13 protein-coding genes are annotated in these 12,801 nt (G+C 69.2%); 3 read left to right on the top strand and 10 right to left on the bottom strand.

Translation table 11 applies throughout. The features are described from left to right. Positions 1–9 precede the first annotated feature (9 nt). Positions 10–222 carry a zinc ribbon domain-containing protein gene (locus tag ACIRPT_RS09120; RefSeq protein ID WP_403511908.1) on the top strand — a complete coding sequence of 71 codons (213 nt, stop codon included), beginning with the start codon at positions 10–12 and terminating at the stop codon, positions 220–222. Positions 223–246: 24 nt separating this feature from the next. Here the strand turns inward: ACIRPT_RS09120 and ACIRPT_RS09115 are convergent, their stop codons facing one another. The 3 genes from ACIRPT_RS09115 to ACIRPT_RS09105 all read right to left on the bottom strand — a co-directional run bounded on the left by ACIRPT_RS09115 (position 247) and on the right by ACIRPT_RS09105 (position 2,756). After that, positions 247–906, bottom strand: coding sequence for an O-methyltransferase (locus ACIRPT_RS09115; RefSeq protein ID WP_403511911.1), 660 nt, complete (start codon positions 904–906; stop codon positions 247–249). 69 nt (positions 907–975) lie between these two features. After that, positions 976–1,617, bottom strand: coding sequence for a LuxR C-terminal-related transcriptional regulator (locus tag ACIRPT_RS09110; protein ID WP_403824650.1), 642 nt, complete (start codon positions 1,615–1,617; stop codon positions 976–978). Further along, positions 1,617–2,756 carry a sensor histidine kinase gene (locus ACIRPT_RS09105; RefSeq protein WP_403824383.1) on the bottom strand — a complete coding sequence of 380 codons (1,140 nt, stop codon included), beginning with the start codon at positions 2,754–2,756 and terminating at the stop codon, positions 1,617–1,619. Before ACIRPT_RS09105 ends, ACIRPT_RS09110 begins: the two co-directional genes overlap by 1 nt. A gap of 108 nt (positions 2,757–2,864) precedes the next feature. Here ACIRPT_RS09105 and ACIRPT_RS09100 point away from each other — a divergent pair, with 108 nt between their 5' ends. Beyond that, positions 2,865–3,503 carry a DedA family protein gene (locus tag ACIRPT_RS09100; RefSeq protein WP_403824380.1) on the top strand — a complete coding sequence of 213 codons (639 nt, stop codon included), beginning with the start codon at positions 2,865–2,867 and terminating at the stop codon, positions 3,501–3,503. Here ACIRPT_RS09100 and ACIRPT_RS09095 read toward each other — a convergent pair. From ACIRPT_RS09095 to ACIRPT_RS09085, 3 genes are read right to left on the bottom strand one after another with little or no spacing between them, the layout of a single operon-like run. Further along, complete coding sequence (locus ACIRPT_RS09095) at positions 3,466–4,287, bottom strand: HAD family hydrolase (RefSeq protein ID WP_403824377.1); 822 nt, start codon at positions 4,285–4,287, stop codon at positions 3,466–3,468. The genes ACIRPT_RS09100 and ACIRPT_RS09095 overlap by 38 nt on opposite strands. Continuing rightward, a complete protein-coding gene (locus ACIRPT_RS09090; RefSeq protein WP_403824375.1) occupies positions 4,287–6,818 on the bottom strand; it encodes a phosphoribosyltransferase in 2,532 nt (843 codons plus the stop codon). The genes ACIRPT_RS09095 and ACIRPT_RS09090 overlap by 1 nt, the downstream gene beginning before the upstream one ends. Before the next feature lie 15 nt (positions 6,819–6,833). Continuing rightward, the gene (locus ACIRPT_RS09085; RefSeq protein ID WP_403824372.1) at positions 6,834–8,006 is read right to left on the bottom strand and encodes an HpcH/HpaI aldolase/citrate lyase family protein; all 1,173 of its coding nucleotides are present in this window, start codon (positions 8,004–8,006) and stop codon (positions 6,834–6,836) included. Between the two features lie 217 nt (positions 8,007–8,223). On the opposite strand from ACIRPT_RS09085, the gene ACIRPT_RS09080 reads away from it, so the two are divergent. After that, positions 8,224–9,300 (top strand): TerD family protein, encoded by a 1,077-nt coding sequence (locus ACIRPT_RS09080; RefSeq protein WP_403824369.1) that lies wholly within the window; start codon positions 8,224–8,226, stop codon positions 9,298–9,300. Positions 9,301–9,341: 41 nt separating this feature from the next. Here ACIRPT_RS09080 and ACIRPT_RS09075 read toward each other — a convergent pair whose 3' ends face one another. The 4 genes from ACIRPT_RS09075 to ACIRPT_RS09060 form a co-directional block, all read right to left on the bottom strand. After that, on the bottom strand, positions 9,342–10,085 hold the full coding sequence (locus tag ACIRPT_RS09075; protein WP_403824366.1) for a Tellurium resistance: 744 nt from the start codon (positions 10,083–10,085) through the stop codon (positions 9,342–9,344). 99 nt (positions 10,086–10,184) lie between these two features. Then, positions 10,185–11,321 (bottom strand): DUF475 domain-containing protein, encoded by a 1,137-nt coding sequence (locus ACIRPT_RS09070; RefSeq protein ID WP_403824364.1) that lies wholly within the window; start codon positions 11,319–11,321, stop codon positions 10,185–10,187. Positions 11,322–11,374: 53 nt separating this feature from the next. After that, positions 11,375–11,950 carry a TerD family protein gene (locus tag ACIRPT_RS09065; RefSeq protein ID WP_403824361.1) on the bottom strand — a complete coding sequence of 192 codons (576 nt, stop codon included), beginning with the start codon at positions 11,948–11,950 and terminating at the stop codon, positions 11,375–11,377. Between the two features lie 125 nt (positions 11,951–12,075). Then, positions 12,076–12,651, bottom strand: a complete 576-nt coding sequence (locus tag ACIRPT_RS09060; protein WP_030068391.1) for a TerD family protein — start codon at positions 12,649–12,651, stop codon at positions 12,076–12,078. Positions 12,652–12,801 lie beyond the last annotated feature (150 nt).

Here is a 12,801-nt window from a genome sequence, read left to right as displayed (position 1 = left end):
CCTGTGGCCATGCCTCGTTACGAATACCGGTGCCGCCCGTGCGACACCACCTTCGAGCTGAACCGGCCGATGGCCGAGTCCTCCGCCCCGGCCGTCTGCCCCGACGGCCACGAGGACACCGTGAAGCTCCTGTCCACGGTCGCCGTCGGCGGCTCCGCGTCCGCCCCCGCCCCCAGTGGCGGCGGGGGCGGCGGCTGCTGTGGAGGCGGCTGCTGCGGCTAGGCCGGATCGCGCCGGGCCGGCCCACTACCGCCTGCGTGCCAACGTCACTCCGTCCGCCACGGTGAGCATCACCGCCTCCACGCGGTCATCGGCCTTCACATGGTCGTTGAACTCCCTGATCGCCAGAGCCGATCCGGTCACCTCCGGATCGGCGACCTGGCCGTGGAACAGGACGTTGTCCGCGACGATCAGGCCCCCAGGCCGCAGCCTGGGCACCACTTCCTCCCAGTAGGGGATGTAGCTGACCTTGTCCGCGTCGATGTAGACCAGGTCGATATGCGGCTCGGCCGGCATCGCCCGCAGGGTGTCCAGCGCGGGCGCGATCCGCAGCTGGATGCGGTCACCGACCCCGGCCGCCGCCCAGGCCTCGCGGCCGTAGGCCGTCCACTCCTCGGAGATGTCGCAGGCGATCAGCGTGCCGTCCGGGGGCAGCGCCTGGGCCATCGCCAGCGCCGAGAACCCGGTGAACGTCCCCACCTCGACGATGTGCCGGGCCCCGATCAGCCGTACCAGAAACGCGAGCAGCGGCCCCTGCTCCTGCGCCGACTGTATGCCCGCCACATCCGGGAACCGGCGGCGCGTCGTCTCCACCAGGCTCCGCTGCACGGGGTCCAACGGCGGATTGTTGGCAAGGACGTAGTCGTACAACTCGGGAGTGATCGGTGTGCTCTTGGACTTGGTCACTGGACTCCTTACGATCTCCGGCAGCGGTTCTATTTCCCGATCGGCCTCTCTCGCAACGTCTCCGGCTCCTCATGTGCCCAAGTAGCGCAGCACCGCCAGCACCCGCCGCGAGTAGCCCGATGTGCCGGTGAGGCCGAGCTTCTCGAAGATCGCATTGATGTGCTTCTCCACGGCGCTCTGCGAAATGTGCAGCCGGACGGCGATCGCCGCATTGGTGTGACCCTCCGCCATCTGCCCGAGCACCTCCCGCTCACGCACGGTGAGCGTGGCCAGCGGGTCCGTCAGGCTGCTGCGCGCCAGCAATTGCCGTACGACCTCCCGGTCGAACGCCGCCTGCCCGGCGGCCACCCGCTCCAAAGCGTCCAGGAACTCGTCGACGCGCACCACCCGGTCCTTCAGGAGGTAGCCCACGCCCTCGCTGTCGTCGGTGAGCAGCTCGGTCGCATAGCGGCGCTCGACGTACTGTGACAGCACCAGTACGCCGACCTCCGGCCAGCGCTCCCGGATGTGTACGGCTGCCCGCAGCCCCTCATCGGTGTGCGTAGGTGGCATGCGCACATCCACGACCACCGCATGCGGCTTCTCCTCCGCTCGCTCCAGAACGGCGATCAGCTGCTCGGCGTCGCCGACCGCGGCCGTTACCTGATGCCCCTCATCGGCGAGGAGGCGCACCAAACCCTCCCGCAGCAGGGTGGAATCGTCGGCAAGCATTACGCGCACGGCAGCTCCGCGGTGATGGTGGTGGGTCCGCCGGCCGGACTGTCCACCCGGAACCGGCCGTCGAGGGCCGCGACCCGGCGGGCCAGCCCGAACAGGCCACTGCCGGCGATATCCGCGCCGCCCAGTCCGTCGTCCTCGATACGTACCAGAACGGCGTCCTCACCAGGGGCGACGCGGACCGTTATCCGCCCGGCGTCCGAATGCTTGACCGCGTTGGTGACAGCTTCACAGATCACGAAGTAGGCGACGGTCGCCACATCGGACTCGGGTTCGACGACAAGGCGATAGTCGAGGCGTACGGGGATGGCCGAGCGCTCGGCGACGGTCTCCAGGGCTGCCCGCAGCCCCGCTTCGTCGAGCACCGTCGGGTAGACCCGCCACGCCACTTCACGCAGCTCGGTGAGAGCCAGGCTGCTCTCTTCGTGGGCCTGGTGCAGGAGTTGGTTCGCGCGCCGCTCGTCCTGGCTGCGCAGCGCACGGCCGAGCAGCATTCCCAGCGCCACCAGCCGCTGTTGCACACCGTCGTGCAGATCACGCTCGATACGACGACGTTCGTCATGCACCGCGGCGATGACGCCGGCGCGGGTGGCGGCCAGCTGCTCGATGCGGCGCTCCAACTCCTCCTGGCGGCTGGGGCCGAGGTGATACCGCGCCAGCTTGGTCTCCAGCCCGACGACGCCGCTTGCGCCCTGCAAGCTGAGGAAAAGAAGGAACAGGCCGCCGACGGTCGAGAGCAGAAGGTTTCCGGGGTAGCGGACTGCGCTGAACGGCAGGATGAAGATCCAGGCGGATCCGTATGCCGCCCCGAGCAGCGCGGTGCACATGACGAGAGCGCTCAGCAGGCCCACCATCCAGCGCAGCGCCAGATATTGCAGTGCGCGGTGGCCTGCGTACACATCCGCGGTGTCGACCAAGACATAGAGGCTGAGGCGTCGTCTGTTGGACTCGGTCAGAGCTCGCGCGCCTGCCGTCACAGGCTTGAGGACCGCGCGACGGCCACGCGGCCAGGCGAGTACGAGCAGGAGCGACAGCGCGGAGAGCACGACGAAGGGGAGCTCGGCCAGAGCCATTCCGGCACCGAGCACCAGTCCTGTCATCAGGCGCAATCCGCGCCGCGCGATTCCGAACATGATCGAAACGCTAGCGGCAGCCCGCACTGTGCACACTGCGGAAAACCGCAGTCTTTTGTGCGGTCTTCCGCAATGTGCCGCCGCTCGCGACTTCATAGCTTTGAAAACATGATCGAGAGCATCGGAAACACCGCACCCGGCTGGATCACGGACCTCATGGACGCGCTCGGCGCGCCCGGCGCGGGCCTGGCGATCGCCGCAGAGAATCTGTTCCCGCCGCTGCCGAGCGAGGTGATCCTGCCGCTGGCGGGCTTCGCCGCGAGCCGCGGCACGATGCAGCTGACATCCGCGCTCGCGTGGACGACCCTCGGCTCGGTGATCGGCGCTCTGGCGCTCTACAGCGCGGGCGCGCTGCTCGGGCGGGCGCGCATGGTCGCGATCGCGGTGAAGCTGCCACTGGTAAAGGTTTCCGATATCGAGAAGACGGAGCGCTGGTTCCGTCGGCACGGAACCAAGGCGGTGTTCTTCGGCCGGATGATTCCCCTCTTCCGCAGCCTGATCTCGATACCGGCCGGCATCGAGCGCATGCCGGTCCCGGTGTTTCTCGTCCTGACCACCCTCGGCAGCCTCATCTGGAACGCGGTCTTCGTCCTCGCGGGCCATGCGCTCGGCGAGAACTGGGAGGAGGTGACCGGTTATGTGGATGTCTACTCGAAGGTGGTGCTCGTGGCAGCGGCGCTGTCGGTGGCGGCCTGGGTCCTTGTTCGCGTCAGCAGGCGCGGCCCGGGGCTGCGGCGCCGCGGATGAAGGCCCGGACGATCTCCTCGCCCGCCGCGACACCGCGCTCTTCGAGCGCCGTGACATGAGGGGCCTGCCAGCCGGAGTCCGCCAGCTCGCCGTGTCCTGGCCGCCATCCGCGGTCCGCCACGAGCAGCAGATCCGCGTCGAGAAGGGAATCGCCGGCCGCGAGGATCTCGGACGCCCCGGTGCGGCGCGCCACCTCGGCGACGGCGGCGCTCTTGGTGAGCGGCTTCGGCACGGCGTAGATTTTGCGGCCTTGCAGCGACACGGTCCAGCCGCATTGCTCGGCCCAGCCGGCGAGGTCCTTCACCCAGGTGTCCGGCAGCAGAGGCCGTTCGACGACGAGGTAGGCGAAGAGATCCTCGGCGACGCGCTCCTTGAGCAGCCAGGCCGGGTCGGCGGTGCGGACGAGATGTGCGCGGACCTCTTCGAGGGGTGCGCACTGCGAGGCGAGACGCTCGGCGACGATGCGCTGCCAGTCGGGGTCCGACTCGCCCCGTACGAGAAGGTGGCCGCCGTTGGCACAGATGGCGAACTCGGGCGCCGGACCTGGCAGATGGATACGTCCGTACTGCTCGCGGGTGCGGGTGGTGGTCGGCACAAAGGTGGTGCCGGCGGCCAGTTCGGCGAGCAGCGTGGCCGCGGTCTCCGTCATATAGGAGAGGGGCTTGCGTTCGTAGGTCTCGACACACAAGAGGCGTGGGGCCTCGGCGTCGGGCATGGCCAGGCCCAGCGCGGCGGCCGAATAGATCAGGGTGCGGTCGAGGTCGCTGGCGACGATCGCGCTCATCAGGAGGCCACCGCCTTGCCGTCAGCACCCGTGGCCCCGCGAGTGAAGCGGGGATGGATCAACCCGACGCAGGTATAGGGCAGTTCGTCGACCTCTTCGACGGGCACGCCCCGTTGTTCCGCCAGGAGGCGCACGTGATCGAGATCGGCCCCGGCACCCCGCTGGGCAAGGATCTTCCAGGGGACGCGGCGCAGCAGGACGCGGGTGGTCTCGCCCACGCCGGGCTTGACGAGGTTGACGTCGTGGATGCCGTACTCCTCACTGATCCGCTCGACGGCCGCCCAGCCCTCCCAGGTGGGGGACCGGTCGGCGGCGGCCAGCTCCTTCACATCCGCGGCGACGGCCTCGGCGACCTCGTCGAACCGCGCGCTGACCGCGTCGAGGAACGCACCCGTCACATCGGTGCCGGCCAGCTCGCGGTAGAACTTCGCGCCGTGGAAGTCGTCGGGCCCGACGAGGTCGTCGCGCAGGACGGTCCGCGATATGAGCCCGGAGACGGTGGAGTTGAGGCAGGCGGACGGAATGAGGAAATCGTCACGGGTGCCGTAGGTTTCGACGCAGCCGCCGGGGTCGGCGAGCACGGCGATCCGGGGGTCGAAGCCGGGGAAGTCCTCCAGTGCCTGGGCGAGTTCGCGGGTGATGGCGCCCTTGCCGGTCCAGCCGTCCACGAAGACCACGTCCGCGGGGTCGTGACGGTCGGCCAGCCAGCGCAGTGCGGTGGTGTCGATCCCCCGGCCGCGCACAATGGAGACGGCGTAGTGCGGCAGGTCCAGGCCGTGGGCATGCAGCGCCCAGCGGCGCATCAGGACACCCACGGGCGTACCGGCCCGCGCCAACGACACCAGCACCGGTCGCGCCTGCGGGTCCTCCGGCCGGTGCTGGTCCCCCTGGTGCTTTCGGCGCTGGGGGAGCTCGGCGAGCACGGTCTCGGTGACGGCACCGACGGCCCGCGCGATACGGCCCGCCGAGGTCTCCAACGCACTGTGGAACAGCGCCTGGTACTGCTCGCTCGGCTGGTACTCGACCGGCAGCGACTCGGCGTAGTGGGCACCGCCGCTCTGGATCGCTTCCTCGCGTTCCTCGGTGGGCGCTTCCAGGGTGACGTCGGAGAGATCCTGCAGCAGCCAGCCGACCTCGTCGGGGGCGTACGAGGAGAAGGCGGGGCCGCGCAGCGGCTCGGGGAGGGGCATGGGGCCGGCCTGTTCTTGCGGGGTGTACGACGGGATGACGGCGAGCAGCAGCTGGTCGGTGTGGGGGGCGAGCCGGTCCAGGAGGCCGTCGGCGGCATGGAGTTCGGGGCCGTCTCCGTGGGAGTCGACGACGGCCACGATGGCGTCGAACCGGCGCGTGAGGTCGGCTCCGGGCGCGACGTTGTATGCGTAGCGTTCCCCCGGTCCGTCGGCCGGGCGGTCGTGGGCCGGGAAGGAGAGCCGGGTCCGTATCGCGTAGCCGGGGTCGTCCACGGCGAGCACGGGGGACCGAGTGGTGGTCGAGAAGTAGACCTCGGGGCCCTCGTCCGGCGCACGATGAGCGGGGGCGTGGGTGTCCAGGGCCTCGGCGAGCCGCAGCGGTGTGTACATCAGTTCCTCGTTGCCGAGGACGAGGATCCGGCGGGCGCCGGCCAGCCGCGTCGCGAGGCCGGCGGCCATGGCGGGCAGCCCGGCCTCCAGCCGCTCGCGGTGCGAGGGGGTGAAGCCGTGCCGGCCGCCGTCGGGCAGCCCGGCGGGCCAGTCGAGATCGACCCGTACGGGGTCGCTTCGACGGCCGCTCGCCGTCGCCGGGGAGCCGGCCGACGCCCCCGCGCTCTCGTGAGCGGCGACGAGTTCCTGGCCGCGCTCCAGCACGTCCGCCGGCAGGCCCACGCCACCCGCGGCCAGGGATATCAGGTCGACGCGGGCGCCCAGCTCAGCGGCGAACTTCTCCAGGTGCCTGCGGTCCGCGTCCGAGCGCATGTCCACCAGGGCGACCACCACGTACCGCTCGCGGGGAAAGCGCGAGTGCAGCGCCTTGATGGTGTTGAGGACGGTCCTGCCGGTGGAGAACTCGTCGTCGACGAGCACCAGCGGCCCGTCCCCGGCGAGGAGTTCGCGGTCCTCGGGGAGCAGCAGATGCGAGGTGGCGTGGCTGTGCTCTTCCTCGAAGCCACCCACCTGGTCGACGCCGCTCACGGGACGGCGGGTGGAGTGCAGATAGGGCGCGAGTGCCAGGCCGTCGGCCACGGAGTGCCCCAGGCCGGTGGCGGTCTCGGCGTAGCCCAGGACGACGGAGCGGGCGGCGGCCTCGTCACCCAGCAGCTCGCGTACCCGGCGGCCCAGCCCGTAGCCGGCGCCGTGGACCACACCGGGTCGCTGCGGTACGTGCTTGCCCAGCACGTTCGACACGAGCAGATGAGCCCGCTTGGGGTTGCGCCGCAGCGCAAGGCCCAACAGCTCCGCCAGCTCGTCCCCGCCGCTCAGCGAGACACCGAGCCGGTTGGCCACCCACTCTCCCGACCAGACCACGCGTTCCGTCTCCTCCATCGTTTCGTCCATGTCGTTCACCGGATTTCAGGTTCCCGGAAGGCTTGCCGTGAGCAGTTCCACGAACCCGATGCCCTCCCGGGCGACGCCGAATGCCTCGGCACGCAGCAAGGTGCGTTCGGCCCAGGCACGGTGCGGCTTCACCTCGTTCATCTTGTTCGTGTAGGCGGAGCGCAGGACCCCGCCGTCGCAGCGTTCGGGCCGCAGGATGTCCGCCGCGTCACTGAACTCCTCGTGGCTGACGACCGAGAGGGCGTGCACCGGTGCGACATGCGAGGGGTGGATGCAGGTCTTTCCCTGCAGCCCGTTCGCCCGGTCCAGTTCGATCTCGCGCAGCAGGCCGTCCATGTCGTGCTCGATCAGTGCCGTCCGCAGTTCCTCGGCCCGGCCGAGGAACGGGCTGCGGCGCAGCTGCGGCTTGAACATCCGCTCGTGCAGCCGGAAGTACTCCCACACCGGGCCGGTGACCGTGAAGCCGGTGCCGTCCGCCCGGCCCAGCACGTTCACCACGTCGGCGATTACGGAGGCGACGATGTGGACGTCATAAGCCGTCATGTCGGGGGCCCTGCGCAGCCCGTAGGCGGAGCAGAAGTCCGTGACGCCGAGCCGCAGGGCGAGCACGCGCTCGCGGTACTTGCCGACGGTCTCGGCAATGCCTTGGAGGGTCTCGGCGCGGCTTTCCAGATGCAGCAGCTGCGGGGATTCGAGCACCGGCATCGCGAACAGCCGCCGCCCGCAGGCCGACTCGGCGGCGGCCAGCGCCTCGAGGAAGCGCACTCCGCGCTCCGCGGTGAACTTCGGCAGGACGAAGCCGGACAGTCTGCGCACCGTCGGCCCTATCCGGCGCACCAGATCCGTTATCTGTCCGGGCTCCCGGACGCGGATGAACAGCAGCGGAAGGTCCGTGCCCGCCTCGGCCGCCTCGTCCAGAAGGCCGAACTGCCGCACGAGGTTCTCCTCGCCGGCCTCCACATCCCCGTCTCCTATGGAGTCCTCGAGGCACAGCACCATGGACATCACGCCCCGGCCGGCCTGTTTGACGATGTCCGCGGCGAGCCGCGGGCGGGTGGCGGGGCTGTAGAGCGTGGCACCCAGGGCGGCCGCGAGCGTACGCGTCGGAGAATCGGCGGTGAAGTCCACCGGCTCTTGGTGGAACAGTGCCTTCCGGATGTCGGGCGGAAGGTGCCCAAAGTGACGCATACAACTCCCCGTCTACAGGCGGGACCCGGCGCCCCCGCTGCGTCTCGCTGTCTGGATCCAGCCGGTAATCGTACGTGTGCGGGGGTGCCGTTAGTTCCCCCGCGCGTGAAAATCTCGTATCCCACGCGCGGCGTCCAGGTGACCGCGGGAGCGGGGCGACCACGCGTGGCAGGCCCCCGCGTTGTCCCGGCGACCTCCGGGAAGGCAGGATTGCGGCATGACGCACGCGATGCTGAAAGGGTCGAACGTACCCCTCGACGCCACGGCTGTCCGGGCCGTCCTGCGCTGGACCCCCGGCGCCGATGTCCCCGATGTCGACGCCTCGGCCCTGCTGGTGGGGCCCACGGGACGCGTGCGCTCCGACGAGGACTTCGTCTTCTACAACCAGCCCCGGCACCCCAGCGGCCTGGTCCGGCATCTGCCCAAGACCCGCCTCGCCGACGGCCTGGCCGACACCATCGAGGCGGACCTGGCCACCCTGGACCCGTCCGTGGACCGGGTGATGCTGACCGCATCGTCGGACGGCGGGCCATTCGGGCTCGTACCGGATCTGCGGGTGATGCTGTACGACGCGGCGGCGAGCGACGGCGACCCGCTCGTGGTCTTCGAAGTGGTGCCCGAGACGGGCGACGAGACGGCGCTGATCTGCGGGGAGCTCTACCGGCGCGGCGAGAGCTGGAAGTTCCGCGCGCTGGGGCAGGGCTACGCCAGCGGACTGGTGGGCCTGGCGACCGAATTCGGGATCTCGGTGGAGCAGAACGACGCCGCGGCCTCCGGTTCCACGGCGGCGCCGGCCTCGGAGGCTTCGGCCTCCGCGGCACCCGCGGCCGAACCCGCGGCAGACTCCGAACCGGCCGCCGAGCCCTCCGCCGAACCCACCCCCCGCACCCCCGGCCCGTCCGCCCCCGGCCCAACTGCCCCGGTGAGCCCGCCGCCCAGCGCCTGGCCCGAGGAGGCGACCGCCGCGGCTTCGGCTCCAGACCCCGATGCCGTCACCCAGCACATGCCGGAGCCCTATTCCGCGGCCCCGCCGCAGCCCACCGGCGGTTACGGCTACCCGCAGCACGTTCCGCCGCCGCCGGCGCAGCCCCCGGCCCAGCCCTCGTACGGCTACCCGGGTCCGCCACCGCAGCAGCCGCCCTACCAGCCCCAGCAGCAGCCGCCGTCCGCCTACGGCTATCCGCAGCCGCCCCAGCAGCCTGCGCCGACCTACGGCTATCCGCCGCAGCAGCCGTTCGTACCCGACCCGTCGTTCGTACTGCCGCCGCAGGGGCCGCAGTTCCAGCGCCGGTAGCACCGCGGCCCCGAGCGGCGGGCACCGTCACCGGCGGAGGGTCAGACCTTCGACTTGTACCCCCGCCCCCACTGGAGGCCCCAGCCGTACAGCCGGTCGAGCTCCGCCTGGAACCCGTAGACGTACTTCACCTCGCGGCGCACCGTCAGCTCGTCCTTGGTGTTCTCGAGCATGAATATGGCGCAGGAGCGGGCCTGTGGTGCCCGCTCGTCCAGGTTGACCTCCAGCCGGGGCCCGCTGCTCGGGTAGAGGGTCACGACCGCATGCGTACGGTCGAAGGCCGGCGTCCCGTCGTAGATGTAGACGAAGATCAGCATCCGCTTGATCTCGTCCCGGTGGTCCAGGTTGATGTACAGCGTCTCGCCGGACCCCGAACCGAACCGGTCGTCGCCGCTGAGCTGGACGAACGGCGGGGTGTTGAGTTCGCCGAGGAAGTTGCCGAGCGGCTGCACCACGCCCTTGGTGCCGTCCTTGAGCTCGTACATGCAGGCCAGGTCCAGATCGACATTGACCACGGCCGGCCCCTGCGCCTGCACGATTTCGGGTTTGAACAGCCGCCCCGGATGCCGCAGCAGGCTGGCCGTGCGCTGTCCTCCGGGCCCGCCGAAGTCCGACGTCCGCATCTGCCAGTGCAGATTGACCCGCAGATGCCCGCTGGCCGCCCCCTGCTTGCTCAGCGAGACGACCGGATTCCGCTTGGTCAGCTCGACGACGTACGACGCTCCGCCGCTGTCGAATTCGTACTTCGGCGCCCCACCGCGCCACCAGTTCCCCAGGAACGACACCTTGCCCACCCCATTGCTCGACCCCAATTGCCGCGGGGCGGCCCCGAGGTCCCTACCTCGTGGCCGCCCCGCAGAGAGCGTTCCTCAATCAGAGCCGCGTCACACTCCGGACGCGACTTCCGACTTGGCCCCCGCTTCGTCCCCCGGCCTGCCCTCACGCTTGTTCCGCAGCACGGACGAGGCGAAGGAGAGACCGATCAGTACGATGCCGATCAGGCCCGTGACGACCTCACTGATCTCGTACTGGATCGTCAGGAGCAGGATGATGGCCAGCGCGCCGATCGCGTAGTGCGCGCCGTGCTCGAGGTAGACGTAGTCGTCCAGAGTCCCCTTGCGGACGAGGAAGACCGTCAGCGAACGGATGTACATCGCGCCGATGCCCAGGCCCAGCGCCATCATGAAGATGTCGTTGGTGATGGCGAACGCACCGATGACGCCGTCGAAGGAGAAGGACGCGTCGATGACCTCGAGGTAGAGGAACATGAAGAACGCGGCCTTGCCGGCCAGGCCCACGGCCGAGCCGGTGCCCTTCGTCGCGGGCGCCGCGGCGGCCTCTTCGGCCTCCTCGTCGTCTTCGTCGTCCTCTTCCAGCTTCTCCTCGAAGTAGCCGGAGATTCCGCCGACGATGAGATAGGTGATGAGGCCCGCAACGCCGGACAGCAGCACCGTGGCGCTCTTGTCACCGGCGCCGTGCGCGGCGGCCGTGGCCACCGTCATCGAGGTCACCAGCAGGACGACCAGCGCGATGATGACGGACAGCATGTCGAGCTTGCCCATCTTGGCCATGGGCTTTTCGATCCATGACAGCCACTTGTAGTCGCGCTCCTCGAAGATGAAGTCGAGGAAGATCATCAACAGGAAGATCCCGCCGAAGGCCGCGATGGCCGGGTGGGCGCTGGTGACCAGTTCCTGGTAATGCGCCTTGTCGTTGATGGCGAGATTGACCGCCTCGATCGGCCCCAGTTTGGCGGTGATCGCGACGATGACGACCGGGAAGACCAGCCGCATGCCGAATACCGCTACCAGGATGCCGAAGGTCAGGAAGATCTTCTGCCAGAAGGCGTTCATCTTGCGCAGGATGCCTGCGTTGATGACGGCGTTGTCGAACGAGAGCGAGATCTCCAGGATGGACAGGATCCCGACGATCGCGAGGCCCTGCCACCCCCAGAGAATGCCCGCCAAGGCCAGGCCGAGCACCGTGATGGCGAACGACCAGCCGAAGGTTTTCAGGAGCACTGCCTACCCAATCCCTCGCTGTGTGGGGTCCCCCGCGCGCAGTGCGCGGCGCTTTACGAAACGTTGACCCCGAAGTCTAGAGCGATGCCTCGCAGGCCTGACGCGTACCCCTGGCCCACAGCCCTGAACTTCCATTCGCCGTTGTGGCGATATACCTCACCGAAGATCATCGCGGTCTCGCCTGCGGCGTCCTCACTGAGGTCATAACGGGCGAGTTCGCTGCCGTCGGCCTGATTGACGACGCGGATAAAGGCATTGCTGACCTGGCCGAAGCTCTGACCGCGCACTTCGGCCTCGTGAATCGAGACCGGAAAGATGATCTTGTCGACCTGTTCGGGCACACCGCCGAGGTCCACGAGGATCGATTCGTCGTCGCCCTCCCCGTCGCCGGTGAGGTTGTCACCGGTGTGCTCGACGGAGCCCTCGGGGCTCTTGAGGTTGTTGTAGAAAACGAAGTACTCGTCTCCCAGGACCCGGCCCGACTGGCACAGCAGAGCGCTGGCGTCGAGGTCGAACGGCGCTCCTGTCGTGGAGCGCGCGTCCCAGCCGAGGCCGACCATGATCTGTGCAAGATTCGGCGCGGCCTTGGACAGGGAGACGTTGCCCCCCTTGGCGAGCGTGACGCCCATATTTTGCTTCCTCCCCGGTGTCGGTGCGGGCCGCGGCGGCGCCCGGCCCGCCTCGCTTTCCAGCACGCGCGGCGCCGCACTCCCCGGACGGGGCGTACGGCGCCGGACGCGGCGGTTGTGTTGGCTCAGACGTTGACGCCGAAGTCCTGCGCGATGCCGCGCAGCCCCGAGGCGTAGCCCTGGCCGATGGCGCGGAACTTCCACTCCGCGCCGTTGCGGTACAGCTCGCCGAAGACCATCGCGGTCTCGGTCGAGGCGTCCTCGCTCAGGTCGTAGCGCGCCAGCTCATTGCCGTCGGCCTGGTTGACGACGCGGATGTAGGCGTTGCGGACCTGGCCGAAGCTCTGCTGGCGGGTCTCGGCGTCGTAGATCGACACCGGGAACACGATCTTGTGAACGTCGGCCGGCACCCCGGCGAGGTTCACCTTGATCGCCTCGTCGTCGCCCTCGCCCTCACCGGTGGTGTTGTCACCGGTGTGTTCGACCGAGCCGTCCGGGCTCTTCAGGTTGTTGAAGAACACGAAATTCTGGTCGTTGCCGACCTTGCCCTGGTCGTTCGTCAGCAGGGCGCTGGCGTCCAGGTCGAAGTCCGTACCGGTGGTGGTACGCGCGTCCCAGCCCAGACCGACGAGGACGGCGGTCAGATTGGGGGCTTCCTTCGTCAGCGAGACGTTGCCGCCCTTGCTGAGGCTGACTCCCACGAGTCCTCCCATAGATTCGAGGGGTACGTAAAGCTTTGCGCCCCCATCGTGCATGGCATCGGATCAACGAATTGATCCTAGTGACCGGTTCCCACCGATTACAGGTATCGCACTCGGATGCACACGGATGCCGGTCCCGCGGGCGCCCCC

Source organism: Streptomyces sp. NPDC101227 (assembly GCF_044767545.1).
Lineage (GTDB): Bacteria > Actinomycetota > Actinomycetes > Streptomycetales > Streptomycetaceae > Streptomyces.
The sequence above is the reverse complement of the archived record's forward strand: the minus strand, read 5'-3'. Positions and strand labels throughout refer to the sequence as shown.

Coding starts and splice junctions, on each gene's coding strand:
- ACIRPT_RS09105 (WP_403824383.1), bottom strand. CDS start 2,756: ATGTTCGGAATCGCGCGGCGCGGATTGCGCCTGATGACAGGACTGGTG.
- ACIRPT_RS09120 (WP_403511908.1), top strand. CDS start 10: ATGCCTCGTTACGAATACCGGTGCCGCCCGTGCGACACCACCTTCGAG.
- ACIRPT_RS09080 (WP_403824369.1), top strand. CDS start 8,224: ATGACGCACGCGATGCTGAAAGGGTCGAACGTACCCCTCGACGCCACG.
- ACIRPT_RS09065 (WP_403824361.1), bottom strand. CDS start 11,950: ATGGGCGTCACGCTCGCCAAGGGGGGCAACGTCTCCCTGTCCAAGGCC.
- ACIRPT_RS09090 (WP_403824375.1), bottom strand. CDS start 6,818: ATGGACGAAACGATGGAGGAGACGGAACGCGTGGTCTGGTCGGGAGAG.
- ACIRPT_RS09095 (WP_403824377.1), bottom strand. CDS start 4,287: ATGAGCGCGATCGTCGCCAGCGACCTCGACCGCACCCTGATCTATTCG.
- ACIRPT_RS09085 (WP_403824372.1), bottom strand. CDS start 8,006: ATGCGTCACTTTGGGCACCTTCCGCCCGACATCCGGAAGGCACTGTTC.
- ACIRPT_RS09110 (WP_403824650.1), bottom strand. CDS start 1,617: ATGCTTGCCGACGATTCCACCCTGCTGCGGGAGGGTTTGGTGCGCCTC.
- ACIRPT_RS09100 (WP_403824380.1), top strand. CDS start 2,865: ATGATCGAGAGCATCGGAAACACCGCACCCGGCTGGATCACGGACCTC.